Annotated in this window: 23 protein-coding genes; 20 read left to right on the forward strand and 3 right to left on the reverse strand. The window is 62.8% G+C overall.

The features are described from left to right. Window positions 1–104: 104 nt before the first annotated feature. From B5527_RS09870 to B5527_RS09905, 8 genes are all read left to right on the forward strand, one after another. Window positions 105–1358: a transporter substrate-binding domain-containing protein gene (locus tag B5527_RS09870; RefSeq protein ID WP_079601113.1), complete on the forward strand. Its 1254-nt coding sequence runs from the start codon at window positions 105–107 to the stop codon at window positions 1356–1358. A 67-nt stretch (window positions 1359–1425) separates the two neighbouring features. Then, window positions 1426–2295 (forward strand): urea ABC transporter permease subunit UrtB, encoded by an 870-nt coding sequence (urtB, locus tag B5527_RS09875; protein WP_079601114.1) that lies wholly within the window; start codon window positions 1426–1428, stop codon window positions 2293–2295. Further along, window positions 2292–3443, forward strand: coding sequence for an urea ABC transporter permease subunit UrtC (urtC, locus tag B5527_RS09880; RefSeq protein ID WP_079601115.1), 1152 nt, complete (start codon window positions 2292–2294; stop codon window positions 3441–3443). The genes urtB and urtC overlap by 4 nt, the downstream gene beginning before the upstream one ends. Further along, entirely contained in the window at window positions 3440–4192 is a 753-nt protein-coding gene (gene urtD, locus B5527_RS09885) for an urea ABC transporter ATP-binding protein UrtD (RefSeq protein ID WP_079601116.1), read from the forward strand. The genes urtC and urtD overlap by 4 nt, the downstream gene beginning before the upstream one ends. Next, on the forward strand, window positions 4185–4886 hold the full coding sequence (gene urtE, locus B5527_RS09890; RefSeq protein ID WP_079601117.1) for an urea ABC transporter ATP-binding subunit UrtE: 702 nt from the start codon (window positions 4185–4187) through the stop codon (window positions 4884–4886). The genes urtD and urtE overlap by 8 nt, the downstream gene beginning before the upstream one ends. Window positions 4887–4923: 37 nt before the next feature. Next, window positions 4924–5964, forward strand: coding sequence for an aliphatic amidase (locus B5527_RS09895; protein WP_079601118.1), 1041 nt, complete (start codon window positions 4924–4926; stop codon window positions 5962–5964). 170 nt (window positions 5965–6134) lie between these two features. Next, on the forward strand, window positions 6135–6935 hold the full coding sequence (locus B5527_RS09900; protein WP_079601119.1) for a CbbQ/NirQ/NorQ/GpvN family protein: 801 nt from the start codon (window positions 6135–6137) through the stop codon (window positions 6933–6935). A gap of 16 nt (window positions 6936–6951) precedes the next feature. Continuing rightward, window positions 6952–9225: a nitric oxide reductase activation protein NorD gene (locus B5527_RS09905; RefSeq protein WP_154072131.1), complete on the forward strand. Its 2274-nt coding sequence runs from the start codon at window positions 6952–6954 to the stop codon at window positions 9223–9225. Between the two features lie 758 nt (window positions 9226–9983). Here the strand turns inward: B5527_RS09905 and B5527_RS09910 are convergent. Together B5527_RS09910 and B5527_RS09920 are read right to left on the reverse strand one after the other, a co-directional pair. Continuing rightward, on the reverse strand, window positions 9984–10163 hold the full coding sequence (locus B5527_RS09910; protein WP_154072132.1) for a hypothetical protein: 180 nt from the start codon (window positions 10161–10163) through the stop codon (window positions 9984–9986). 272 nt (window positions 10164–10435) lie between these two features. Further along, complete coding sequence (locus tag B5527_RS09920; RefSeq protein ID WP_079601122.1) at window positions 10436–11167, reverse strand: TetR/AcrR family transcriptional regulator; 732 nt, start codon at window positions 11165–11167, stop codon at window positions 10436–10438. 44 nt (window positions 11168–11211) lie between these two features. On the opposite strand from B5527_RS09920, the gene B5527_RS47055 reads away from it, so the two are divergent. Genes B5527_RS47055 through B5527_RS09935 form a run of 4 tightly spaced genes read left to right on the forward strand, consistent with a single transcriptional unit; the run spans window position 11212 to window position 15016 of the window. After that, window positions 11212–12078 carry an SDR family NAD(P)-dependent oxidoreductase gene (locus tag B5527_RS47055; RefSeq protein WP_276329321.1) on the forward strand — a complete coding sequence of 289 codons (867 nt, stop codon included), beginning with the start codon at window positions 11212–11214 and terminating at the stop codon, window positions 12076–12078. Continuing rightward, entirely contained in the window at window positions 12057–12257 is a 201-nt protein-coding gene (locus B5527_RS47060; protein WP_276329322.1) for an SDR family oxidoreductase, read from the forward strand. Before B5527_RS47055 ends, B5527_RS47060 begins: the two co-directional genes overlap by 22 nt. Window positions 12258–12299: 42 nt before the next feature. Beyond that, entirely contained in the window at window positions 12300–13421 is a 1122-nt protein-coding gene (locus tag B5527_RS09930; RefSeq protein ID WP_079607188.1) for a DUF5938 domain-containing protein, read from the forward strand. A gap of 56 nt (window positions 13422–13477) precedes the next feature. Beyond that, window positions 13478–15016, forward strand: coding sequence for an AMP-binding protein (locus B5527_RS09935; RefSeq protein WP_079601123.1), 1539 nt, complete (start codon window positions 13478–13480; stop codon window positions 15014–15016). 283 nt (window positions 15017–15299) lie between these two features. On the opposite strand, the gene B5527_RS09940 is transcribed toward B5527_RS09935, so the two are convergent. Then, complete coding sequence (locus tag B5527_RS09940) at window positions 15300–15611, reverse strand: NIPSNAP family protein (RefSeq protein WP_079601124.1); 312 nt, start codon at window positions 15609–15611, stop codon at window positions 15300–15302. A 118-nt stretch (window positions 15612–15729) separates the two neighbouring features. Between B5527_RS09940 and B5527_RS09945 the strand changes: the two genes are divergently transcribed. The 8 genes from B5527_RS09945 (at window position 15730) to B5527_RS09980 (ending at window position 24636) form a co-directional block, all read left to right on the forward strand. Continuing rightward, a complete protein-coding gene (locus B5527_RS09945) occupies window positions 15730–16437 on the forward strand; it encodes a TetR/AcrR family transcriptional regulator (protein ID WP_079601125.1) in 708 nt (235 codons plus the stop codon). 140 nt (window positions 16438–16577) lie between these two features. Beyond that, the gene (locus B5527_RS09950) at window positions 16578–17897 is read left to right on the forward strand and encodes an extracellular solute-binding protein (protein ID WP_079601126.1); all 1320 of its coding nucleotides are present in this window, start codon (window positions 16578–16580) and stop codon (window positions 17895–17897) included. Window positions 17898–17918: 21 nt separating this feature from the next. Continuing rightward, a complete protein-coding gene (locus B5527_RS09955) occupies window positions 17919–18836 on the forward strand; it encodes a carbohydrate ABC transporter permease (protein WP_197689297.1) in 918 nt (305 codons plus the stop codon). Between the two features lies 1 nt (window position 18837). Continuing rightward, window positions 18838–19800, forward strand: coding sequence for a carbohydrate ABC transporter permease (locus B5527_RS09960; RefSeq protein ID WP_079601127.1), 963 nt, complete (start codon window positions 18838–18840; stop codon window positions 19798–19800). A gap of 12 nt (window positions 19801–19812) precedes the next feature. Then, entirely contained in the window at window positions 19813–20922 is a 1110-nt protein-coding gene (locus B5527_RS09965; protein WP_079601128.1) for an ABC transporter ATP-binding protein, read from the forward strand. Continuing rightward, window positions 20919–21785, forward strand: coding sequence for an FAD binding domain-containing protein (locus B5527_RS09970; RefSeq protein ID WP_079601129.1), 867 nt, complete (start codon window positions 20919–20921; stop codon window positions 21783–21785). Before B5527_RS09965 ends, B5527_RS09970 begins: the two co-directional genes overlap by 4 nt. Beyond that, window positions 21782–22276: a (2Fe-2S)-binding protein gene (locus B5527_RS09975; protein ID WP_079601130.1), complete on the forward strand. Its 495-nt coding sequence runs from the start codon at window positions 21782–21784 to the stop codon at window positions 22274–22276. Before B5527_RS09970 ends, B5527_RS09975 begins: the two co-directional genes overlap by 4 nt. After that, window positions 22273–24636 (forward strand): xanthine dehydrogenase family protein molybdopterin-binding subunit, encoded by a 2364-nt coding sequence (locus B5527_RS09980; RefSeq protein WP_079601131.1) that lies wholly within the window; start codon window positions 22273–22275, stop codon window positions 24634–24636. The genes B5527_RS09975 and B5527_RS09980 overlap by 4 nt, the downstream gene beginning before the upstream one ends. Window positions 24637–24677 lie beyond the last annotated feature (41 nt).

Here is a 24677-nt window from a genome sequence, read left to right on the forward strand (position 1 = left end):
GGTGGGGCGGCAACATTGCCGTCCATCTTTACATCGGGCGAAAAAGCCCCCGTCTCGGATGATATCCGAACGGGGGCTTTTTGCTGTTCACGCGGGAGGCAACCATGAAACTTACGAGACGCCGATTTCTTCAGACCAGCGCCGCCGGCGGCGCCTTCCTGGCCGGAAGCATGCCGCATATCTGGAGCAAGAATTCCGATCTGGCCTGGGCGGCCAACGGCGAGATCAAGGTCGGCGTGCTGTTTTCGCTGACCGGTACCACCGCGATCATTGAGGAATCGCTGAACAAGGCGACAATCCTGGCGATTGAGGAAATCAATGCAGCCGGCGGCATCAATGGTATGAAGATCGTGCCGGTGATCGAAGACCCGGCTTCCGATCCCGCGACCTTCGCCGAGAAGGCGCGCAAGCTGGTCGCCGGCGACAAATGCGTCAGCGTGTTCGGCTCCTACACGTCGGCCAGCCGCAAGGCCGTGCTGCCTGTCGTGGAGAAGCAGAACAATCTCTACTGGTACCCGACCTTGTATGAAGGCCGCGAGTGCTCGAAGAACGTCATCTATACCGGGGCCGTGCCGAACCAGCAGCAGGATGAATTCATCCCGTGGTTGATCAAGAACTTCGGCAAGAAGTTCTCGATGATCGGGTCGAACTACATCTACCCGAAGGAAGAGAACAACTACTGCCGCAAGCTGCTTGAGAAATACGGGGCCGAAGTGGTCAACGAAGAATACGTGCCGCTCGGTCATTCCGAGTTTTCCTCGGTCATCAACAAGTTCCGTCAGCAGGAGCCGAACGTCATCTTTTCGACGGTGGTCGGCGATTCGGTGGTGGCGCTGCATCGGCAGTACAAGGCCGCCGGCCTCGATCCTGCGAAGATGCCAATGGCCAGCCTGACCACGTCGGAAAACGAGATCGCCGCCATGGGTGGCGAGGCCGCTGCCGGCCACTTCACCTCGGCGCCGTATTTCGAAGTCCACAAGTCGCCAGAGAACGAGAAGTTCGTCGCTGCCTACAAGAAGCGTTGGGGTGCCGACAAGGTCACCCATTTCGTGTCCGAGGCCTGCTACTTCCAGACCTACATGTTCAAGCAGGCCGTCGAGAAGCTCGGCAAGGGCGACATTACGCCGAATGCCATCCGCGAGGCCGTCAAGGGCGTCGAATTGGTCGCCCCGCAGGGCAGGGTCCGTCTCGAACCCGAAAATCTGCACACCTGGCTGTGGCCGAAGATCGCTCAGGCCAAGTCCAACGGCCAGTTCGAAATCATTGTCCAGTCGAAGGAATGGCTGAAGCCCGATCCCTACGCTGCCTATCCCAACCAGGTCTGCACGGAAAAGGGCCTGGTCGAAAAGAAGTCCTGATCGCCTTTTGTGTATCCGGGCGGCCAGTCAGCCGCCCGGTGTTTCGTGTTACCGTGGAACCTTTCTTATGCATTTCGTCTTCGAACAGGTCCTGACCGGGCTCAGCATTGGATCAATCCTGCTGCTGGTGGCGCTGGGCCTCTCGATAATCTATGGCACGATCGGGGTGATCAACCTTGCTCATGGTGAGTTCATCATGCTCGGTGCTTACGCGGCCTGGGCATTGAAGGCCTATGCTGGGTTGTCCTTGTTGCCGGGTCTGGTGCTGATTTTTCTTGGCGTCGGGCTGTTCGGCTGGCTGGTTGAGCGCTTCCTGCTGCGCCGGCTGTACAGGCGGCCACTCGACACCATCCTGGCGACCTGGGGGGTTGGCGTCGTGTTGCAGCAGGTCGTTCGGCTCACCGCCGGTGGCGAATTGCGCTATGTCGAACTTCCGCCGTCGATGGACAGCAGCGTCTCGATCTTCGGGGTCGAGATCGCCGCCTATCGCATTTTCATCTTCGTGGTCACGGCGCTGTTGTTCCTGATCAGCTGGTCCATCATGTACCGCACGACTTTCGGACTGAAGTTGCGCGCGGTCGTGCAGGACCGCAACGTCGCGTCCTGCTTCGGCATCAATGCCGACCGGATTTATTCACTGACCTTCGCCTATGGCGCCGGTTTGGCCGGCCTCGCCGGGGCGATCGTCTCGCCGTTGAAAAGCGTTTCACCCGAAATGGGCACCGGTTACGTCGTCGACGCATTCATGGTCGTCGTGCTCGGCGGCGTGCAGAGCCTGTTCGGCACGGTGATCAGCGCCTTCGTCATGGGCGAGGTCACCGGCGCGATCGCGTTCCTTCAAAACGACACCATAGCCAAGGCGGCCGTCCTGATCGTCATCATCAGCGTCATCCGATTCCGGCCCCAGGGCCTGTTCGTCGCAAAGGTGCGCGCATGAGCAAGCCTCCGCAGGCTCCCTCGCGCCAACGCGCAACCGGTTTCTGGCAACCGGAATTGATCGCTATCGTCATCCTTATCGCCGCCATGTATTTGATGCCTTATGTGCTGGTCGACGATTTCCTGATCAGTAAATACAGCCGATATCTCGTGTTCGGTTTGCTGGCGCTGGCGCTGTCTTTGTCCTGGGGCTACGGCGGCATCCTCAACCTTGGTCAGGCATTGCCGTTCGGTCTCGGTTCCTACTGCATGGCCATGGCTCTCAAGCTCCGGACCATTCCGGTTCAGACCGGCGCCGGCGGCCTGCCGGACTTCATGGTCTGGAACAACGTCCAGCAGCTGCCCTGGTTCTGGGTGCCATTCTACTCGATGACCTTCGGCATCATCGCCGGCATCGTTGTGCCATCGGCGCTGATGGCCGGGCTCGGCTGGTTCATGTTCCGCGGCCGGGTCACCGGCGTGTTCGTGGCGATCACGACGTTGGCCATGCTCGTCGTCGTCAACCTGCTGATCGTCGACCAGCAGCAATATACCGGCGGTTTCAACGGCATCACCGATCTGGCGCAGTTGACCATCGGCGGTATCGTGTTCGACGCTTACAACCGTACCACTTTCTATCTGATCGCTTCCGTCGCCAGTGTCATCCTGGTGTTCGGCTACGTGCTCTCTCGCACCAAATTCGGCCTTATCCTGCAGGCGATCCGTGATCAGGAAGACCGTGTGCAGTATTTCGGCTACGACGTCGCCAGCTACAAGATCAGCGTAATGGCGATCTCGGCGGCGATCGCCGGTCTCGCCGGCATGCTCTACACGATCGTGATGGAGTTCGCGTCGCCGACCTTCCTCAACGTTCCCCTCAGCCTGTCGGTAGTGATATGGTGCGCAGTCGGTGGCCGCGGCAGCCTGCCGGGAGCCTTCGTCGGCGCGGTGCTGGTCACCGGCATGCAGGGAGCTCTGTCGGAATCGAAGACCTTCCTCGACACCTGGACGCTGGTGATGGGCATCCTGTTCGTGCTGGTCGTGCTCTTCCTGCCCTCCGGCCTCGCTGGCCTGATCGGCCAGTTGCTGGCGAAAATCCGACCCGGCGATAATCATGGTCCGAACGGAAAAATAGATCTGAAATCCAGCCATCCGAAGGAGATCGCATGAGCACCCATCTCGTCGTGCGCGATCTGACCGTCAGCTTCAATGGCTTCATGGCCGTCAACGGGCTCGACCTGACCATTAACAGGGGCGAGCTGCGCTGCCTGATCGGCCCGAATGGCGCCGGCAAGACCACCTGTCTCGATCTGATCTGCGGCAAGGTCAAACCGACCGCCGGCTCGATCGTGTTCGATGGCAAGCATCTTGAGTCGCTTGAGGAGTACATGATCGCCCGCTCCGGTGTCGGCCGCAAATTTCAGGTGCCGAGCGTGTTCCGGGAGCTGACCGTGCGCCAGAATCTGGAAGTCGCCCACTGCAAAAGGCCGGGCGTGTGGACCAATCTGATGCGAGGGCCCCAGAACGACGCCGCCGCCGGACTGGAAGACCTTTGCGTCTTCGTCGATCTCATCGACCAAATCGAGGCGCCGGCCGCCTATTTGTCCCATGGCCAAACCCAGTGGCTGGAGATCGCGTTGCTGATGGCGCAGAACGCCGAGCTGATCCTGATGGACGAGCCGACCGCCGGCATGACCGTCCAGGAAACCCGTAAGACCGCGGAGATCTTCAACCGGCTGAAGGGCCGGCATACGCTGATCGTGGTTGAGCACGACATGGGTTTCGTCAAGGAAATCGGCGATTCGATTTCGGTTATGCATCAGGGCAAGCTGCTCGCGGAAGGTAACGTCAGCGACATCGAGAGCAATCCGCTGGTGCGCGAAGCCTATCTTGGCTCGGGGGGCTTCGGTCATGCTTGAGATCAAAAATCTCAGCGCCTTCTATGGCAATAGCCGCGCCCTGCAGAATGTTACGCTGGAGGTTGGTGAAGCCGGCTTCCTCAGCGTGCTCGGACGCAACGGCGTCGGCAAGACCACGCTGCTGCGCAGCATCGTCGGGCTGATGGACAGGAACGACGGCAGCATCCGGCTCGACGGCGAGGAAATTGCCGCGACCCCGACCCACGATCGGGTCAGGCACGGCATCGGTTATGTGCCGCAGGGCAGGGGCATCCTGCCGCAATTCACAGTGCGCGAAAATCTGAAACTTGGCACTTTCGCCCGCCGCAATCCCGGCGATGCGGGCGTGCTCGAGGACAAGGTGTTCGACCTGTTCCCGGTGCTGAAGGAATTCTTGAATCGGCGCGGCGGCAATTTGTCCGGCGGCCAGCAGCAGCAACTCGCCATTGCCCGCGCGATGCTGACCAACCCGAAGATTGTCCTGCTCGACGAACCAACCGAGGGAATTCAGCCCAACCTCGTTGAGCAGATCGAGGACGTGATTGTGCGCCTCAACAAGGAGCACGGCATCACGATCATTCTTGTCGAGCAAGACGTGAACTTCGCCCGACGTGCCTCACGATCCTTCGTGATCATCGAAAAAGGCCACGTCGCGGCGTCCGGACCGATCGATACGCTAACCGACGACCTCGTCCACCGTCACATGGCCGTTTGATCGACGGCAAACTCAACCAAAACAGGAGACGACCCCCATGCTTCACGGTGACATTTCCAGCAGCAACGACACAGTCGGCGTAGCCGTCGTTAATTACAAGATGCCACGCATGCACACCAAGGCCGAGGTGCTCGACAACGCCCGCAAGATCGCCGACATGGTGGTGGGCATGAAGACCGGCCTGCCGGGAATGGATCTGGTGATCTTCCCGGAATACTCCACCCACGGCATCATGTACGACTCCAAGGAGATGTACGAGACCGCCTCGTCGATCCCGGGTCCCGAGACCGACATCTTCGCCGAGGCCTGCCGCAAGGCCAAGGTCTGGGGGGTGTTCTCGCTCACCGGCGAGCGGCACGAGGAGCACCCGCACAAGGCACCGTACAACACCCTGATCCTGATGAACGACAAGGGCGAGATCGTGCAGAAATACCGCAAGATCATGCCGTGGGTGCCGATCGAAGGCTGGTATCCCGGCAATTGCACCTATGTCTCCGAAGGCCCGAAGGGCATGAAGGTCAGCCTGATCATCTGCGACGACGGCAACTTTCCGGAAATCTGGCGTGACTGCGCCATGAAGGGCGCCGAGTTGATCGTGCGCTGCCAGGGCTACATGTATCCGGCCAAGGAACAGCAGATCATCATTTCCAAGGCGATGGCCTGGGCCAACAATGTCTACGTCGCGGTCGCCAATGCCGCCGGCTTTGACGGCGTCTATTCCTACTTCGGTCACTCGGCGATCATCGGCTTCGACGGCCGCACCCTGGGCGAGACCGGCGAGGAGGAATACGGCATTCAGTACGCCCAATTGTCGAAGAGCTTGATCCGTGATGCCCGCCGCACCGGCCAGTCGCAGAACCACCTCTACAAACTGGTTCATCGCGGCTATACCGGCATGATCAATTCTGGCGAAAGCGCGCGCGGCGTCGCGGCCTGCCCCTACGATTTCTACAAGAATTGGATCGCCGATCCGGAAGGCACGCGCGAAATGGTCGAGGCGATGACCCGTCCGACCGCGGGCACGGACGAATGCCCGATCGACGGCATTCCCAATGAGAAGTCCCCGGCCCACCGCTGAGGACAGGCTGGCCTGGAACATCGCTTCCCTTTGCCTTTGGCAGACGTGGTCCGGAGCATCGTCGTCTCAGACGATGCTCCGGAGCCAGGTGGTAGCCAATTCCGTGAGAACCCTGCATTCTCCAGATCCGGCTTCGGCCGCGGCGTTTTTTTCAGGAACCGCGTGAGCTTATGACCAATCTGGACGACTATCGCATTCGCGAGCAACCCTATTACAAGCTGGTTGGCACCGAGATCGCGCTGTTCGAGGCTGCGCATCAGGTGCGCATGCCGATGATGCTGAAAGGCCCGACCGGCTGCGGCAAGACCCGTTTCATCGAATTCATGGCCTGGCGCCTGAAAAAGCCGCTGATCACCGTCGCCTGCCACGAGGACATGACCGCCTCCGACCTCGTCGGCCGGTTCCTGCTCGATGCCAATGGCACAGTCTGGCACGATGGACCATTGACCAATGCGGTTCGCTACGGCGCGATCTGCTATCTCGATGAGATTGTCGAGGCGCGCCAGGACACCACTGTCGTTATCCATCCTCTGACGGACGACCGACGTATCCTGCCACTGGAGAAGAAGAACGAACTGGTCCGTGCGCATCCGGACTTCCATCTGGTGATCTCATACAACCCCGGCTATCAGAGCGTCCTGAAGGACCTGAAGGAATCGACCAAACAGCGTTTTGGCGCGATCGATTTCCACTATCCCGCCGCTGATATCGAGACCGAGATCGTCGCCCACGAGGCCGGCATCGCCACCGCCGCCGCGCGCACTCTGGTCGAGATCGGCATCCGCTCGCGCAACCTGCGCGGCCACGGCCTGGACGAGGGCGCCTCGACGCGCATGCTGATTCACGCCGGACGGCTGGTGGCCAAGGACGTGTCGTTCAACGCAGCCTGCGATGCCGCGCTGGTACTGCCGATCACCGACGATCCGGACATGCGCGAAGCGCTCAAGGACGCCATCGCTGCCTGCATCTAGAGGCGGACACAGCGGGATGATCAATCAAACGCCCTTTGCCGATCTCGTCGAATCCGGATTGGTCGGAGATCCCCGCAACGGTTCGATCTGGCGGTCGCTGAGACAGGTATTCAACAGTCATCAGCTCGCCGAATGGCGCGCCGATCTGGCACGATTGCACGCGAGCGGGCTCGGGCCCGCCGGGCTTGAAGCCTATATCGGCGCGGCCGGGACCCTCGCGGAGCACCGCGGGCCGCTGGCCGCGCTGGCGCTCGCCCCCTGCATTCTCGACGTCGAGCGGCATGCCGGCCGCGCCGCCGCCGCGGCACTCAGCGAGGCAACCTCGCCGGCGCTGCGCCATCTCGGCAATGAGCGCGATTTCCGCGATTGGCTCGATGCGGTCGCGGAACTGGCCGCGCAGGGGCCAGAATCGGTGATGCCGGTGCTGGCCCGCTCCGATAGTCTGCTCGCCGAACTCGGCGCCCACGGTTTTCGCGCCTGGGTGCTCGGAGGCCTCCGCGCCGGCGGCAGCAATCCCGAGCGCCGGCTGGCGCTGTTCAGCCTGTCCGACCCGCGCGCCTTCGATCTGTTTGAACAGGCGACGGGCGATATCGGGTTCACGGATCTCGAACGCGCGCTGAAGGCCTATCTGATGGCGCTGTTCCGGCAGAAGCCGTTCATCCGCGCCGTCGCCGGCACGCCGGGCGACTCCCTGCAGCGCCGCGCCGGTTTCGACCGCCGGTTCGTGCAGGTGCCGGCGCGCATGCGCGGCGTCGCGGCCACCTCGGTCAGGAGGGTCTATCGGGCGATGCTTGCCCATATCGGCGCGCATCTGGTCCATTCCGGGCCACGCTTCCAAATCCGCGGGCTGAAGCCGATGCAAGTAGCGCTGGTGTCCCTGATCGAGGACGCCCGGGTCGAGCAATTGGCGATGCGCGAGTTGCCCGGGCTGTTTCGGCTATGGGCGCCTTTCCATACCGCCCGCGCCGATGGTGGCGTCACTGCGCCGAGCCTGTTCGCGCGGTTGTCGCGGGCATTGATCGACCCAAACTATCGCGACGACGATCTGTGGGTGACAAAAGGCCGGCAGATGTTCTTCGCCGCCCGCGAGGCTTTGGCCGATCCTGGTATCAGTCGTCAGATCGGAAATCTGCTAGGCAACGATCTCGGCCAGATGCGCATCCAGTTCAACCCGCGCACCTATCGCGTCGAGCCGCTCTATCGCGACGACAATGCCGGCCTGTGGGACATCGACGACGCGCCGCCGCAGATGAGCGACGAACAGGACGCCATCGTTGAATCCGTGCGTATCGAGCGGACCCAGGACCTTGACGACAGCCGTGATCTGCAGAGATCGACTCCGGATGACGATGTCGGCCGAGCGACCGCGCGCGAATTGCGCGCCGACGAAGGCGTGCCGGTCGGCAAATATCCCGAATACGATTATCTGCTCGGTCGCGAACGCCCGGAATGGGCGACCGTGGTGGAGTATCAGCCGCAACCGGTCGACGCCACACTGCTCGACCGCCAGGTGCAGAGCTATGGCGACATATTGAACCGGCTGGAGAATCTGGTTGGCGCCGCGCGGGTCAGCCGTCCGGCCCGGCTGCGCGGCCGCACCGAAGGTGACCGGCTCGATCTCGACGCCACGATCCAGGCGGCGATCGACCGTCGCGCGGGTCTCGCGCCGTCGCCGCGGGTCTATGAAAGCACCGAGCGGCGCAACCGCGACCTGTCGGTGCTGGTGCTGCTCGACATTTCGGAATCGACCAAGGATTTCGTCAAAGGCAGTTCGACCACGATCCTGACCGTTGAGCGGATCGCTACCGCGCTGCTGTCCCAGGCCCTGTCCGACCTCGGCGACGCCTTTGCGGTTGCGGCCTTCTGCTCGAACGGCCGCGACGACGTCCGCTTCTATCCGGTAAAGGATTTCGACCAGCGATACGACCGCCACGCCCGCGCTCGACTCGCGGGCCTGCGCGGCGGCCTATCGACCCGGATCGGCGGCGCGATACGCCACGCTGGCGCGCTGGTGGGGGCGCAGCGGACCCATCGTCGGCTGGTACTGGTGGTCACGGACGGCGAACCGTCCGACATCGACGTCGCTGACCGGCGCTATTTCGTTGAGGATGCGCGCAAGGCGGTGCAGAGCCTCGCGCACAACGCGATCGACGTATTCGGAATCGGGCTCGACGGCGGCGGCACGGCCTATCTGGCGCGGATGTTCGGCCGACGGAATTTCGTCGTCATCGACCAGATCGCCCGTCTCCCCGACAAGCTGCCGCTGCTTTACATGCGCCTGACCAGCTGAGCCTGGGCAGGACCATCACGATGCCGGTATCGCGTTCTCGGGGCAAATAGATATGCGTCACGTCGGCAGCGAGAGGGTATGCGGCCGCATTCTCGCGGCGCGCTGCGCCCGAGCTTTGCGTTTGTTTGCCGCCCTCGACAAGAACAAGAGGGCGCAGGGAAAGCCGGGTGCGCGCTGCACCCGCGGTCTCGCGTGCCATAGGGTATAAGAGAACGCACACGAGCATACAGGTTCAGCGGAGGCAATCCGACTTTCCCTGCGCGATGGTTTTACGGCTTATTCCATGCTCTCCCCGGTGTCCGGGCTTTTTAGCCACCGTCGTCCGCTGGAAGTTTTGCTTCCCGCGAACTTGACACCAGCGTCGGGGTGCCAGGACCACACGGCTTCACCGTCCGCCATGGCTGCGTTCGTCATGCGCCGCCATCGCGTCCACCGCATCCCACCGCACGTTCGTGACGATCGCGAGCCGCCCCTCTCATCGGGTAGGACGGGCACGAATGTAGACTGATTTGCGAGTTCGGAAAAACAGAATATTTTTTCCAAGGGGCTTGACCGGGTTTTGGTGATTTGCCCGCCGGGTTGTTATGTCGCGGCTCGCTTTGGAATATTTCGCTTGCGCGCGAGGCGAAGCAGGACCTCATCCCCAGGGAGCGGCTGCTTGGCCGCGTCTCGAAGGATGGCCGCGAGTCCCTGCGTCGTGTCCATCCTTCGAGACGCTTGCGCCGCTCGCTGTGTATGGCATGGCGGAATACGGTACGCTATTCCGCCATGGGAACTGTGCCGATGCAGAGATCCCGGATATCGCTGCGCTCATCCGGGCTACGCCTGCTGGGCAGGACCATCACGATGCCGATTTCGGGTTTCAGGATGTATCGGGTGAGATATCCGTCGCGTTCGATCCATCGGCATTCGAGACCGCCCGACGTCTCCGTGTTCACCCTGGCAAAACGCATACGCAGAACGGTTGATCGGCTCGATCCGCAGGGGATGCCTCGATCATATCGTGGTGTTCGGCGAACGCCATCTACGCCACGTGCTGCTGTCCTGCATGGACCATTCTAATGGCACGCACTCACTTATCGTTGAACAAGGATGCGCCGATATCACGTGCCGCCGAGGCAGTGGGGCGCATTCTGTGCTGTCCGATCCTGGGTGGACTGCATCACCAATATGCTTGGGCTTGATTTGCGGTAGGCACAGTCGCCAACCGCTATGCAACGATCGGGAGGAGACGCTCTACTTCGTCCCGCAGGTCCGCGATCGCCTTGCGATCGCCCGAGAGATGCCGCAGCAGGCATCGCTGGAAGAGTCCATCAAACAGCGCATAGAGGGCGCCCCGGGAGACGACCGGCTGTCGGCCACCAAGTGAGGCAAAGCGGGACGCGACGCGCCAAACCATATCTTCCAGGCTCTTGTCGATCTCGGCCACGTCGTCGCGAAAGGCGTCTTCAAACAGAGACTGCGAGCGAAGGTCGTACCAGAGGCGATGCATCCGGGCCTCGTCGCGAACCGTCTCGCCGAGCTTTTCCAGAAAACCCTTCATCAGTTCGTCGCGGCTTTGTGCCGCCGACGTGATCTGGTCGTACCGCGTGACGCACTTCGCCTTGTAGTGACGAACACAACAGCAGATCAGGTCGACCTTGTCGCTGAAATAATAGTGCAGCACGCCGTGCGTAAATTCGGATTTCTGCGCGATCTCACGCAGGCTGGTCCTCGCATAGCCGAGCTCAGCCAAGGTTTCCAGCGCAGCCTCGGCAAGTTCGATTCGGCGTGCACTGAATTTGTCAACACGCACACGCTCGATTCGATCCGAGGGCCGGCTCGGCCGTCTCGTCGTTTCAATTTTCCGCTGCGTCGCTCCAGTTTCTCTCCGCACGCCTGAACTCCGAATCACCGCTTCACCTCGGCAGCAATAATGCCCTGAAGCGCCCTGCAAAATCATCACCCAGTTTCCTGGTCAAGAATTACTTGACAAGTGTATAAATTTTGGACGATCGTCAAGATATTCTTGGGCAAGTGTCAAATTTCCAAGCATCGCAGCCGGAAGAAGCTGCGCACGGGGAGGAAGAGCAGGCAGCACACCAGCGCCGTCCGACCGTTCATTCCAGTCAGCCGAACGTTTTTTCTCAGCGGGGGACGAGTAACAAGCTCACCCCCGGGCGGCAGCTTCACCGTTCGGCAAGCAGCGGCACGTCACAAAAACGAAAATCACAAAGCGAGGAGTACACGATGAGCGAAAAAACTCTGGCAGGCCGCAAGGCTCTGGTCACTGGCGGCGCGCGAGGCATCGGCGCTGCGATCGCAGAGGCGCTTACGAACGCCGGTGCTGCCGTAATGATCGGCGATATTCTCTCCGATCTCGGCAAGGAAACCGCCAGCCGTCTTGCAAAAACAGGCGCCAAGACCGGCTTTGTAGAACTGAACGTCACCGACGACGCGCAATGGGAGAGGGCTGTCGCAACGACCATCGCCACGCTCAGTGGCTACGACATATTGATCAACAATGCAGGCATCGAGGTTACCTCGCTCGTCGTGGATCTCAAGGCCGAGGATCTGCGCAGGATGTGCGACGTCAACATCGTCGGGACTGGTCTCGGCATGAAACATGCGTTTCGCGCGATGCGACCTGGCGGAGGTGCAGGTGCCGGTGGCGCCATCGTCAATGTCGCCTCGGTTGCGGCCACCATCGCATTCCCGGCCATTGCGGGATACTCCGGCACGAAATCGGCCGTTGACCGCATGACGCGGGTTGCCGCGATGGAAGCAGGCAAGCTTGGTTACGGCGTGCGGGTCAACTGTCTCTACCCGGGCTTGTCCCCACCGACATGGGCATGCAACTGGCCAACGACATAGTCGCGGCAGGACTCGCACCGGACGCCGGCGCCGCCGTTGCCTCGGTCGTCGAACAGACGCCGCTTGGGCGATTGGGCGAGGTCGGCGACATGGCCGACGCCGCTGTTTTCCTCTGCTCCAACGAGGCGCGCTTCATCACGGGTGCCGGGCTGCCGGTCGATGGCGGCATGGGCATGTAAATCGGCAAACGCAAAGAATAGAAAATTCGGGAGGAAATGAACATGAGCGAGAAAAGGCCTGTCGTCGTCTATGGTGTCTCTGGCTACACGGGGCGTCTGGTTTGTGAATATCTGCGGGAATACAACATTCCCTTTATTGCCGCCGGCCGCGACGCGGCCAAAGTGAAGGCCGTTGTCGAAAAAATTCCCGGCATCGAGACGGCGGATTACGAAATTGCCGAGGTTGAGCACACCGTCGAAGCGCTGACCAAGCTGTTCAAGGGCGCGCAGGTCGTCAGCAATATGGTCGGCCCATTTATCAAGTATGGCCCGGAAGTTGTCGAAGCCTGCCTCGCGGCCGGCTGTCATTACAGTGATACGACCGGCGAACAGGACTGGGTGCTGCTGGCGCAGGAGCGCTGGGGGACAAAATTTGCGGCCAAGGGATTACTGCTCGCGCCGAACGTCGCGCAGATGTACACAACGGGAGAAATCGCGGCGAACATTTGCCTCGAAACGCCCGGCCTCGATACGCTCGACATCCTCGTGCTGTGGAAGGGGTTCCCGACCTACGCCTCGACGCAGACGATTTTCACCATCCTCAAGGCGAACTGGTACTATCTCGTCCAGAACAAATTTGTTGAATGGGATGTGACCGCCAATTTCGAGGTCAACGTTCCCGGTCAGCACGAGGGCGCAATAGCCGTACCCTGGGGCGGCACTGCGCATCCGGTCTGGTTCAAGAACGATCCGCGTGTGTCCAATTGCAGGGTGCTCGGCGGCGTCATGCAGCGCGACGTTATGTTGGGTGTGGTTCAAACCCAGGAGATGGTGAAGGAGAAAATCAAGCCGCTTCCGCCCGATCAGCAGGAGAAGGCGCTGGCTGACATCGCGGCGACACTGCAAGCAACCATGCCGCCGCGCGAGAATCCGCGCATCAATACCTCGATCGACTCCGTCTATGCGTCGGGACCGCTCGGTCGCGCCCATTGCGTGATCCACGGGAACTGCAATTACAAGCAGACCGGAATGCTGCAGGCCTACGCCGCATTTTCGCTGCTGCAGACTGCTCCGAGGAAGGTTGGCTTTGCCTCCGCCTGTCAGGCGTTCGGCCATCGGGAACTGCTAGGCCAGTTGCGAAGCTTCGGCCTGGTGATGAATCCAATTCTGACGGTTCACACTTGATGCAACCGAATGGCGCGGACGACCGCGCCATTCGCCTTCTTTCCGGGAGGTAGGCCGTGCGGCTTGTCGACTATCTGGATAAGGGCGCGTCGCTTGGTGGTGATGCTCCATGCCTGACCATGGACGGAAAGGACCTGAGCTATGTCGACGTGCAGCGCCTTAGCTATCGGATTGCACGCGGATTAGCCAATTCCGGCGTTACCCCAGGGGAGAAAGTCGCGATCCTGTCCGGCAACGATCCGATCGCCTTTGCCTGCGTGTTCGGAATTTCGCGCGCCGGAACCGTCTGGTGTCCGGTTAATCCACGCAACGAGGCCGCAGAAAACCAGTTCATCCTCGATGCGTTCGATTGCAGCCTGTTGCTGTTTCACAGCGGCTTCGCGCCGATGGTCGACAAAATGAGGCCTCATCTGCCGAAGCTGCGCAGGCTCGTATGTCTGGACACCGACTTGTCCTTCGCGCCGTCATTCCAGCGTTGGCTTGCCGATGTTGGCGAGCAGTCCTTTCAGCGCGATCCAGTTGATGATCTTGCGCTCCTACCCGGCACCGGCGGAACCACCGGCAAACCCAAAGGCGTGATGCTCTCGGGCCGCAACATCGAAACGATGACGGCGTTGACCCTGATGGGCTATCCATTCAAGGGGCGCCCGACCTATCTTGCGCTCGCGCCGCTGACGCATGCAGCCGGTGTGCTCTGTTTTCCCATCATGACGCTCGGGGGCAGGGTGGTGATCATGCATCATCCGGACATCGGCGAATTCCTCGACTTGATCGCACGCTACCGGGTCACGCACACATTCCTTCCGCCAACCGTTATCTACATGCTGCTGGATCATCCGAAGCTTGAAAGCGCCGATCTCAGCTCGCTGCAATGCTTCTGGTATGGCGCGGCCCCGATCTCGGTGGCGCGCCTGACCGAGGCGCTGGAAAAGATCGGCCCGATGGCACAGCTGTTTGGGCAGACCGAGGCGCCGATGATGATCTCGATGATGCCACCCGAGGACCATTACAATCCTGACGGTTCGATCGCGACTGGACGTCTGTCGTCGGCGGGGCGTGTTGGCCCGCTGGTTCGGGTCGGCATCATGGATGGCGAAGGTAATTTGATGCCGGCCGGAGAACGCGGCGAAATCGTCGTTCGTGGATCGCTCGTGATGGATGGGTACTACAAGAACGCCGAAGCAACGGCGGAGGCCTCCACGCACGGCTGGCATCATACGGGTGACATCGGATACCTCGACGCAGACAATTTCCTTTATATTGTCGATCGCGCAAAAGACATGATCATTACTGGCGGCTTTAACGTCTATTCCGTCGAAGTTGAGAACGCCCTTCAGGCCCACGAAACCATTCAGGACTGTGCCGTCATCGGTTTGCCAGATGAGAAGTGGGGCGAACGTGTTGTCGCTGTGGTACAGCCGAGAACAGGACGCACCGTCGATGTCGCCGCACTATCGGCCTTCGTCAAGCAGCGGGTGGGCAGCGTCAAGACACCCAAGCAGATTGAAGTCTGGGATGACCTTCCGCGCTCCAAGGTCGGCAAGGTGCTGAAATCCGAGATCCGCGCCAGGATGCTGGTGAACGGGAAGACATGACGATGGCGCGGCAAGTACTCATAGCAGAGGTCGGCATTGGCGGAGCTGAAAAAGCATACGGCCAATAACATCGATGCCATCCTTCGCAGTCCCATCAAAACTCGAAGTTCGAGTTCTCCAACAACCTCAAGACCGCGAGGGCGCTTGGCATCGACGACCCGGCGATGCTCCTGGCCAGCGCCGACAATGTGATCGAACGAAGTCGTCGCCGAATGTCACCTGTTGGCGCAAAGCGGGCCTTCGCTCACGCCCGGTCTGGCGGCCTCGCGTGCTTCGTCCGCATTCACTTCAGTGGCGAGAACGCGACCGGGGTGAGAAAGATGCTCTCCTGGTGCACCAGGAACGGCAGGATCTTGGGCGAGAAGGCGGCCCATTCCTGGTCCTGCGCCAGCTTTTGGCGCTGCGCGGTGCGATGAGCGAAATCATCATAGGCCCAGATGAAGACCACCGAATTGAGCACGCCGGTTTCCTTGGTCCAGCAGCCAATTAGCTTGGCGTAGCGGGTGATGATGCCGACACCCTCGGTCTCATAGATCTTGAGGAATTCCCCGGCCTTGCCGGCCTGAATCTGGTAGGTGCGGTGCTCGTAGATCATCTCGGTGGTTTCCTGTGGCGTAACTCTGCGGGGGCGAGGGGCCGCGAGACTAGCTTGTCGGCGGTCGGGTGCAATCGTAATTTGTCGTCAACTGACGATTTGGAAAAGGGCAGTGGACATGCGGGCGCGATCTAAACTGCTCAGCGGAACGCCGGCCCCGCGGACGGGAAAGCCGGCGGGCAAGCGGGTTGTGGTCGTTCGGCTACCTCCGGCCGAACGCCGCGCCAAAATCCTCGCCAGTGCGTGCGACTTCTTCGCCGAATACGGCCTGACCGCGCAGACCCGGGCGCTCGCCGCCTCCTGCGGCGTCGCCCAACGGCTGCTCTACCGCTACTTCCCATCCAAGGCCGCGCTGCTCGATGAGGTGTACCGGGAAGCCATCGTCTCGCCCTTCAAGGCCGTCTGGCTGGTGCAACTGCGCGACCGCAGCGGTCCGCTCGAGCAGCGCTTGCTCGAATTCTACCGGAACTATTACGACACGGTGCTGACCCGCAGATGGTTGAGGCTCTTCCTCTACGCCTCGCTGGCCGAAGCGCGCATGGCACCGGACTACATCTCGGCCATCGTGTTCGAACTGCTCGAGACCATCGTGCGCGAGGCCGCCCACGAGATGAAAGTCGAACTGCCGAAGGATTCCGCGCTGCTGCACGAGGTCGGCTGGACGCTGCATGGCGCGGTCTCGCACCTTGCGATCCGCCGGCACCTCTACGGCGCCAGCCTCGATGTTGCCGAACAGCGGGTCCTGGCGCTGCATGTGCGCGGATTCCTCGGCGGCTTTGCCTCCCTCGCAGCGCGGGCGCGCGACTTCGAGGCGGCGGGACGATAGAGGTCGGCTGCCCGCCGCAGCAGCATCCTGCCCATAAGTCGTCAGTTTACGACTTATATGTCCGATGTTAAGGTTTGTTTCGGCCCGCCCCCGCCTGCCCGGCGGGGTGCCCAGAAATCATCCGATCGGGAGATTAAGCCGTGACCGCATTTGCCCCGTCGAACCGCCGTTCGTTTCTGAAGACTGTCGCGGCGGCTCTGTCGTCTGCAACCGTCCTGTGTCGCGCCGGACGCGCCCTGGCGGCAGAGCCGATCAACTTCGCCTCATGGTCGGCCGGCGTCGACACCGTGAAGAGCCATATCGCCGCCTTCGAAGCGAAGACCGGCATCAAGGTGAACTACACCAACAGCCCTTTTGCACAGTACCGCGAGACGATGATCACCAAGTTCATCGGCAAGGCGCCGATCGACACACTGTGGGTGTCGGACAGTTGGCTGCCGGAATGGGCCGAGGCGGGCTGGATCGCTCCGGTCGACCAATACAAGACGCTGGTCGACAATTCCGACGTCGACCAGTTCTGCGTCGACTCGATGACCTACAAGGGCAAGCAGTACGGCAACACCTATTACAGCGATTACATGGCCTTCATCTACAACGCCGACATGTTGGCCAAGGCGGGCATCAAGGCGCCGCCCGCCACCTGGGCGGAGGTCGTCGACCAGGCCAAGATCATCAAGGACAAGGGCCTCGCGCAGTGGCCGGTGCTGATCTCGATGGCCCAGGAGACCTGGCTGATCGAATTCATGACGGCGATGGTCTATTCCAGCGGCGGCCACTTCACCGACGACAAGGGCAACGCCGTGATGCAGGATCCGGCCAACGGCGCGGGCGCGGCACTGCGCTGGCTGGTGGACGCGGTGCAGAAGCACAAGATAATCTCCCCGTCCTGCGTCGAGACCGGCGAACTTGCGGTATTGAAGGCGTTTTCCTCGGGCGACAATGCTTTCGGCCTGATACCGAAATACCGCCTGCGCACGCTGAACGATCCGGCGCAGAGCAAGCTTGCCGGCAATGCCAAGATCGCCTTGATGCCGAAGGGCGAGAAGGGCTCCAACGCCACGGTGGGCTGGATGCGCTTCTACGGCATGACGCCGCGCGCCCAAGCCGACGCTCAGCGGGCCGCGGACACCGTGATGCTGATGGATTGGTTCGGCGGCAAGGCCGACGGCGAATACAAGTTCCAGAAGATGCTGTTCAAGGATGTCGGCTCCGGCTTCGGCCAGAAGTCGCTGTTCAACGATCCCGAGATCCGGGCCGGCTACGCCGCCTATGGCGACGTCGACCTGATCGCCAAACAACAGTCGCTGGCGCGCAAGAAGGATGTCGTCACGCCCTGGTTCGGCGAGTGGAACGATGTTAACGGCACCGCCTGGCAGCAGGCCATCATGGGCAAGGTCAGCGTCGAGCAGGCCCTCAACACCTCGGCGGCGAAGTGGACCGAACTAAAGAAGCAGAGCTAAGGCCATCGTGAGGTCGTTGCCATGACGTCGAGCGCCATTGGCGCCGCGACGCCGCGCCTGCGCGGCGCGCTCAGTTATGACGAGCGCGCCGCCCTGATGTTCGTGGCGCCGCTCGCCGCGGTGCTGCTCGCCGTTGCCGTGTTCCCGATTCTGTATTCGTTTTACGTCAGCTTGTTTTCGCTGAAGCTGACGCGGCCGGGCCGGATGCCGTTCGTTGGGCTCGACAACTACGTCGCCGTGCTGTCCGATTCGCATTTCTGGCTCGCGGTCGAGCGCACCGCCTACTTCTCCGTACTCTCTGTGGTCGCCATCGCAGTGCTGGCGCTGCTGGTGGCGCTGCTGCTCAACGAGGAGTTTCCCGGCCGCCGCGCGCTCGGCGCCATCCTGCTGGTGCCGTGGGCGATCCCCTACGTCGCCAACGCACTGATGTGGAAGTGGATATACGATTCCAACTATGGCGCCCTGAACGGGTTGCTCTATCAGCTCGACTTCATCAATTCCTACATGGTCTGGCTCGGTGACGCCGACAAGACACTGCCGCTGATCGCCAATGCCTTTGTCTGGAAGGAAGTGCCGCTCGCCGCCATCCTGCTGCTGGTCGGGTTGAAGACGATTCCGCCGGATTTGCATGCTGCGGCCAAGGTGGACGGCGCCAATGCCCTGCGGCGCTTCTTCCACATCACGCTGCCGCAACTCACGTCTGCCTTCGCTCTCGTCGTCGTCTACGAGACGATGATGGCGATCCGCCATTTCGACCTGTTCTTCATCCTCACCGAGGGCGGTCCAGGCGACGCGAGCCACGTCGTCGCCTGGCGCATCTACGTGGAGACCTTCCGCGGCCTTTCCTTCGGTACCGGTGCGGCTATGGCCTATGTGCTGGCGCTGGCGACGCTCGCGCTCGCCTACGCCATCATCCGCGTGCTGGCCCGGAGGATCTGAGATGACGGCGATCCCTGCGACTGCGCCATTCGCCATCCGCCACTACCGCGTCCATTCGCCGTTGCGCCGCATCGGGCGAGGCGTGGCGCTTACTGTGGCTTCGTTTCTGTTCCTGGGTTACGTGCTGGCGCCGATTACATGGCTCGTGTCGTCCTCGTTCCAGAACGAGCGCGAGATCATTTTCAAGCCGCCGCATTGGATTCCTGAAGCGCCAACGCTAGAGAACTTCAGGGCCATCTTCGCCGCCAAGGACAAGGCCGTCACGTACGCAACGCGCAAGTCGGCGGATCCCGCCAGCGGAGGCTTCATCCCGACGACCGCGACCAATCTGCTGCCCTCGATGCTGAACAGCTTCATCGTCGCCTGCGCGGTCGTGGTGCTCAATCTGGTGGTTGGCGTACCGGCGGCCTATGCCATGGCGAAGATCCATTTCCGCGGCCGCCAGGCTTCTATCTATGCCATCCTAGCCACCCGGGTGATCCCAGACATCGCGCTGGTGGTGCCGTTCTTCCTGTTCATCCGCAATCTCGGCCTGCTCGACAGCCTGTGGTCGCTGATCATCACTTATCTCGCGGTGACGGTGCCGTTCTCGGTGTTCGTGCTGGTGAGCTATTTCGAATCGCTGCCGGACGAGCTCGACAAAGCGGCCCGGGTCGACGGCTGCTCTCGCCTGCAGACTCTCCTGCGCGTCTATCTGCCGCTGGCCAGGCCGTCGCTGGTCGCCGTCATCCTGTTCGCTTTTCTCGCGAGCTGGAACGAGTTTCTGCTGGCGTTGATGTTCACGCAGACCCCGGCCTCACAGACGCTGCCTATCGTTATCGCCTCCTTCACCTCGGATTTCACCATCAGCTTCTCCTTCATCAACGCCGCGGGCGTGCTGGCGATCATACCGCCGGTCATCCTCGCGCTGGTCTTCGAACGCTACATCGTGTCCGGCCTGACCGCCGGCGCCGTCAAGGGGTGAGGTGCGCCAAGCATGGCCCGGATTCGTTTCAAGTCTGTGACCAAGCGTTACGCTGGCGACGTCATCGCCGTGAAGGACCTCGACCTTGAGATCCGCGACAAGGAATTCGTGGTGCTGCTAGGCCCCTCGGGCTGCGGCAAGTCGACCACGCTGAACATGATCGCGGGACTGGAAGATGTCACCGAGGGCGAATTGTGGTTCGACGAGCAGATCGTCAACGCGCTGCCGCCACACCGGCGCGACGTCGCCATGGTGTTCCAGAGCTACGCACTCTATCCGCACAAGACGGTCTACGAGAACATCGCCTTCGGGTTGCGGATGCGCAAGGTCGACGGCGCCGACATCGACCGCCGCGTCCGCGACGCCGCGGTCAAGCTCGAGATTGGCCATCTGCTGCAGCGCCGCCCGAGTCAGCTGTCTGGCGGGCAGCGCCAGCGCGTCGCGCTCGGCCGGGCAATGGTGCGGCAGCCCGCGGTGTTCCTGATGGACGAGCCGCTGTCGAACCTCGATGCAGCGTTGCGCATTTCCATGCGCGCGGAGATCAAGCACCTGCACACTGCAATGCAGACAACCTTCGTCTACGTTACCCACGATCAGGCGGAGGCGCTGACGCTCGCCGACCGCATCGTGGTCATGAAGGATGGCGTGATCCAGCAAATCGGCAATCCCGACGATGTCTATGAGCGTCCGCGCAACATGTTCGTCGCCTCGTTCCTCGGCAATCCGGCGATCAATTTTCTCGAGGGGACTATCGCGCGCGGCGACGAAGGACCGCTGTTCCGCTGCGGCGAGCTGGCGATTGCCCTACCGGCGAAATTTGCCGCAGGGCTGCGCGACCGGGGCGAGCAGGCGGTGGTGCTCGGGCTACGCCCCGAGGACGTCTGCGCCGCCGAGGCGGTGGGGCCGGGGCTCACGCTCGCGGGCGTGGTCGATTCCTTACTTCCGGTCGGCTCGGACCGCTTTCTTGGCCTCAAGGTAGAGGGCAGCGACGTCTTCGTCCGGGTCGACAAGGAGGCGCGGCACCAGGAGGGCGCAGCGATCGGGCTCGGCCTGGTCGCCGAGCGGCTGCATCTTTTCGACAAGGCGAGCGGCCTGACGCTGGCCGGGGAGGGCACGCCATGAAGCCCGGCCGCTTTTCCTATGAAGCGCCGGCTTCGCTCGACGCGGCGCTGGACAGCCTGGCGACCTGGCACGATGCCGCCAAGATCATTGCCGGCGGCCAGAGCCTTGCGCCGATGCTCAACATGCGGCTCGCCCGGCCCGACCACCTGATTGACATCAACGGCCTCGCCGATCTCGGCCACGTCGCCGTCGACGGCGACAGGCTGTCGATTGGCGCGCTGGTGCGCCATCATCAGCTCGGCCATCATGGACTGGTGGTGCAGCACTGTCCCATGCTGGCCTATGCCGCCGAAACCATCGGCCACTATGCCATCCGGCAGCGCGGAACGATCGGCGGCAGCCTGGCGCATGCCGATCCGGCGGCGCAGCTGCCGCTCGCCGCGCTTACCCTCGATGCAGAGATCGAGCTGCGGTCGGCGACGACGCGCCGTACCGTGCCGGCCGACGCCTTCTTCGTCTCGATATTCACGACCGCTATCGAGCCTGACGAACTGCTGGTCACGATTCGCCTGCCGCTCCGGCAGCCGCACGAGGGCTGGGGCTTTCGCCTGTTCACCCGGCGCGCCGGCGACTTTGCCATCGTGTCGGTAGCGGCGACGCTCGCGCGCGGCCAGGGTGCGGCAATCGAGCGGTTGCGCCTCGCCATCGGCGGTATCGGACCGGTGCCGGTGCGGGCCGAGCATCTGGTGCCGGCGGAATTCGCGACCGTTCTCACGGAAGGTTGGTCGGTGGGAGTGGCGGCCGCGGTGGCCGCGGCCGTGGAGATCGAGGACAACGAGCGGACGCCCGTCGTGTTCCGGCGGGAACTGGTCGAAAGCCTGGCGCGGGACGTGCTCGACGACGCATTGGAGCGCGCGCGATGACTGACATTGATCCTGCTCCCGTCACCCTGACGGTCAACGCTCGCACCTACCGCGTGTCGGCCGAGCCGCGGCGGCTCTTGTCCGACGTGCTGCGCGAAGACTGCGGCCTCACCGGCACCCATGTCGGCTGCGAGCATGGCGTCTGCGGCGCCTGCACCATCCTGTTCGACGGCGCGCCGGCCCGCGCCTGTCTGCTCTATGCCGTTCAGGCGCAGGGGCACGCGATCACGACCATCGAGGCCTTCGCGACGAAGGGTGAGCTGTCGGTCGTGCAGCAGGCGCTGCACGAGGAGCATGGGCTGCAATGCGGCTTCTGCACACCCGGTATCGTCGTCACCATGGAAGCGTGGCTCGAACAGCATCCGAATCCTACCGAGGCCGAGATCCGCGACGCGCTGTCGGGCAATCTCTGCCGCTGCACCGGCTACCACAACATCGTTGCGGCGGTGATGAAGGCGGCGGCGCGGCGGCGCGGGGAGGCGAACCGATGACGGAAGCGCGCACCATCGGCGTGGCACTGCCGCGCAAGGAAGACTACCGGCTCCTCACCGGCCAGGGCCGCTATCTAGACGACATCGCTGTACCGAACTGCCTGCACGCACATTTCGTCCGCTCGCCGCACGCTCATGCGCGCATCGTAGCGATCGATTGCGAGGCGGCGCGCGGCGCCGAGGGCGTCGTCGCCGTGGTGACTGGGCTCGAGCTCGCCGAATGGACGACGCCGCTCCGTATGGCGCCGCCGATCGAGGGGTTGCAGCCGACCGAATTTCCGACGCTGCCGTTCGACAAGGTCCGATTCGTCGGTGATCCGGTGGCGTGCATCGTTGCCACCAACCGCTATCTGGCGGAGGATGCCGCCGAGCTGATCGAGGTCGCCTACGAGGCGCTCGAACCGGTAGTGGACCTTGAGCGGGCGCTGGCGAAGGACGCGCCGCTGGTCGACGACGATCTTTCATCGAACCTCGTCGCGCATCAGAGCTTCAGCGCCGGCGATCCGGCTCGCCGCTTTGCCGAGGCGGAGATCGTGGTCACGGCCGAATTCCGCCAGCCGCGGCAGACCCACGCGCCGATCGAGACGCGAGGCTGCTGTGCGCTCTGGGACGGCGGCCGGCGCCACCTCACCATGCATATCGGCAACCAGGTGCCGCACCCGTTCCGCACCCAGCTGGCGCGCCGCTTGCGCTTGACGGAGTCCCAGGTGACCGTCATCTGTCCCGATATCGGCGGCGCCTTCGGCCAGAAGATTGCGCTCTATCGCGAGGAACTGACAGTGGCGGCGCTGGCGCGGCAGCTCGGCCGCCCGGTGCGCTGGCGAGAGGACCGTGCCGAGAACCTGATGGCGGCGAGTCACGCCCGCGAGGACGTCGCGCGCACCCGCGCCGCGGTCAACCGCGACGGTCGGATCCTGGCGCTGGAACTCGAGATCGCTGAGGACTTCGGCGCCTACTGCTTCTACCCGGCGAACTATCTTGCCCGCGTGGTGGGGATGATCCTGACCGGCCCGTATCGGATCGACGACTACGCCTTCGACATCAAGGTCGCGCTGACCAACAAATGCGGCAACGGCCCGATGCGCGCGCCGATGGCGATCACCAGCTGGGTGATGGAAGGGACCATCGAGGCCATCGCGCGGCGGCTCGGGTGCGATCCCGTCGAGGTGCGCCGCCTCAATATGCTGCAGGCGGCGGACCTGCCGTTCACCATGCCGTCGGGGCTCGTGGTCGATGACGTCACGCCGCGCGAGACCATGGAAGCGGCACTGCGGACCTTCGACGTCACCGCCTTCCGCGAACGCCAGGCGCGCGACCGCGCCCGCGGCATCCATCGCGGTTTCGGCCTGTGTTGCGTCGTCGAGTCGACCACCTACGGTTCTGCATTCTACAAGGCGGCCGGCATTCCCGGCTCCGGTCACGAGTCGGGCTGGGTGAAAATCGAGCCTTCGGGCGCGGTCAACGCCTCGGTCGGCCTGATGGCCTCTGGCCAGGGTTACGAGACTACCTTCGCCCAGGTGGTTGCGGAGCCGCTCGGCGTCGATCCCGCCGATGTCCAAATCCATCTCGGCAACACCGACACTGCGCCCTACGGCATGGGCAGCCGCGGCGCCCGCGGCGGCACCGCAGGCGGCAGCGTGCTCCTGCTCGCCGCCCAGGCGCTGCGCGATAAGGTGCTGATCATTGCCGCGGCGCTGCTCGGCCTCAACAGCAGCGGCGAATTGCGCCTGCGCGGCGGCTGCGTCGAGCGCCGGCTCGGCGGCGAATGGCGTGCAGCCGGCCCGTCGCTCGCCGATATAGCCCACGTTGCCTATTTCGATCCGCTGCGGCTGCCGCCGGGCCTCGAGCCCGGTCTCGAAGCGCACCGTGCTTACGATCCGCCGCCGATAACCTTTTCCAACGCCACGCACCTGTGTGAGGTGCGCCTCGATGTGGCGACCGGCCATGTCGCGGTGGAGCGGTACTTGGTCGTCGAGGACTGCGGCGCGGTCTACAACCCTGCGATCGTCCGCGGCCAGCAACAGGGCGCGATCGCCATGGGCATCAGCGGCGTGCTCCTGGAAGAGATGATCTATGACGAGAGCGGCCAGAACCGCTCGGGCAGCTTCGCCGATTACCTGCTCGCCACCGCCGTGGAGATCCCGCCGATCGAGGTGATCTCACAGCACACCCCGAGCCGGCACACGCCGACCGGCAGCAAAGGCATGTCCGAGGGTGGCGTGATGGGTGCCATCGGCGCGCTGCCGAGCGCGGTCAACGATGCGCTGGCGCCGTTCGGTGTCATCGTCGACCGCCAGCCGCTCAGTCCCATGTATCTTCGCGAATTACTGCGCGGCCCGAGCAAGGAGAAGCAAGCATGAAAGCGGACATTCAGAGAAATGACGATGTCCGCCAAGTGCCA

The organism is Bradyrhizobium erythrophlei, assembly GCF_900129425.1.
In the GTDB taxonomy this organism is placed as follows: Bacteria; Pseudomonadota; Alphaproteobacteria; order Rhizobiales; family Xanthobacteraceae; genus Bradyrhizobium; species Bradyrhizobium erythrophlei_C.

Excerpts from the sequence above, each read along its gene's own strand:
- B5527_RS09970 (WP_079601129.1), top strand. The coding sequence starts at position 20,919 with ATGAAGCCCGGCCGCTTTTCCTATGAAGCGCCGGCTTCGCTCGACGCG.
- B5527_RS47060 (WP_276329322.1), top strand. The coding sequence starts at position 12,057 with ATGCAACTGGCCAACGACATAGTCGCGGCAGGACTCGCACCGGACGCC.
- B5527_RS09975 (WP_079601130.1), top strand. The coding sequence starts at position 21,782 with ATGACTGACATTGATCCTGCTCCCGTCACCCTGACGGTCAACGCTCGC.
- urtE (WP_079601117.1), top strand. The coding sequence starts at position 4,185 with ATGCTTGAGATCAAAAATCTCAGCGCCTTCTATGGCAATAGCCGCGCC.
- B5527_RS09920 (WP_079601122.1), bottom strand. The coding sequence starts at position 11,167 with ATGATTTTGCAGGGCGCTTCAGGGCATTATTGCTGCCGAGGTGAAGCG.
- urtD (WP_079601116.1), top strand. The coding sequence starts at position 3,440 with ATGAGCACCCATCTCGTCGTGCGCGATCTGACCGTCAGCTTCAATGGC.
- B5527_RS09900 (WP_079601119.1), top strand. The coding sequence starts at position 6,135 with ATGACCAATCTGGACGACTATCGCATTCGCGAGCAACCCTATTACAAG.
- urtC (WP_079601115.1), top strand. The coding sequence starts at position 2,292 with ATGAGCAAGCCTCCGCAGGCTCCCTCGCGCCAACGCGCAACCGGTTTC.
- B5527_RS09870 (WP_079601113.1), top strand. The coding sequence starts at position 105 with ATGAAACTTACGAGACGCCGATTTCTTCAGACCAGCGCCGCCGGCGGC.
- B5527_RS09940 (WP_079601124.1), bottom strand. The coding sequence starts at position 15,611 with ATGATCTACGAGCACCGCACCTACCAGATTCAGGCCGGCAAGGCCGGG.
- B5527_RS09980 (WP_079601131.1), top strand. The coding sequence starts at position 22,273 with ATGACGGAAGCGCGCACCATCGGCGTGGCACTGCCGCGCAAGGAAGAC.
- B5527_RS09905 (WP_154072131.1), top strand. The coding sequence starts at position 6,952 with ATGATCAATCAAACGCCCTTTGCCGATCTCGTCGAATCCGGATTGGTC.
- B5527_RS09955 (WP_197689297.1), top strand. The coding sequence starts at position 17,919 with ATGACGTCGAGCGCCATTGGCGCCGCGACGCCGCGCCTGCGCGGCGCG.
- B5527_RS09945 (WP_079601125.1), top strand. The coding sequence starts at position 15,730 with ATGCGGGCGCGATCTAAACTGCTCAGCGGAACGCCGGCCCCGCGGACG.
- B5527_RS09965 (WP_079601128.1), top strand. The coding sequence starts at position 19,813 with ATGGCCCGGATTCGTTTCAAGTCTGTGACCAAGCGTTACGCTGGCGAC.
- B5527_RS09930 (WP_079607188.1), top strand. The coding sequence starts at position 12,300 with ATGAGCGAGAAAAGGCCTGTCGTCGTCTATGGTGTCTCTGGCTACACG.
- B5527_RS09895 (WP_079601118.1), top strand. The coding sequence starts at position 4,924 with ATGCTTCACGGTGACATTTCCAGCAGCAACGACACAGTCGGCGTAGCC.
- B5527_RS09960 (WP_079601127.1), top strand. The coding sequence starts at position 18,838 with ATGACGGCGATCCCTGCGACTGCGCCATTCGCCATCCGCCACTACCGC.
- urtB (WP_079601114.1), top strand. The coding sequence starts at position 1,426 with ATGCATTTCGTCTTCGAACAGGTCCTGACCGGGCTCAGCATTGGATCA.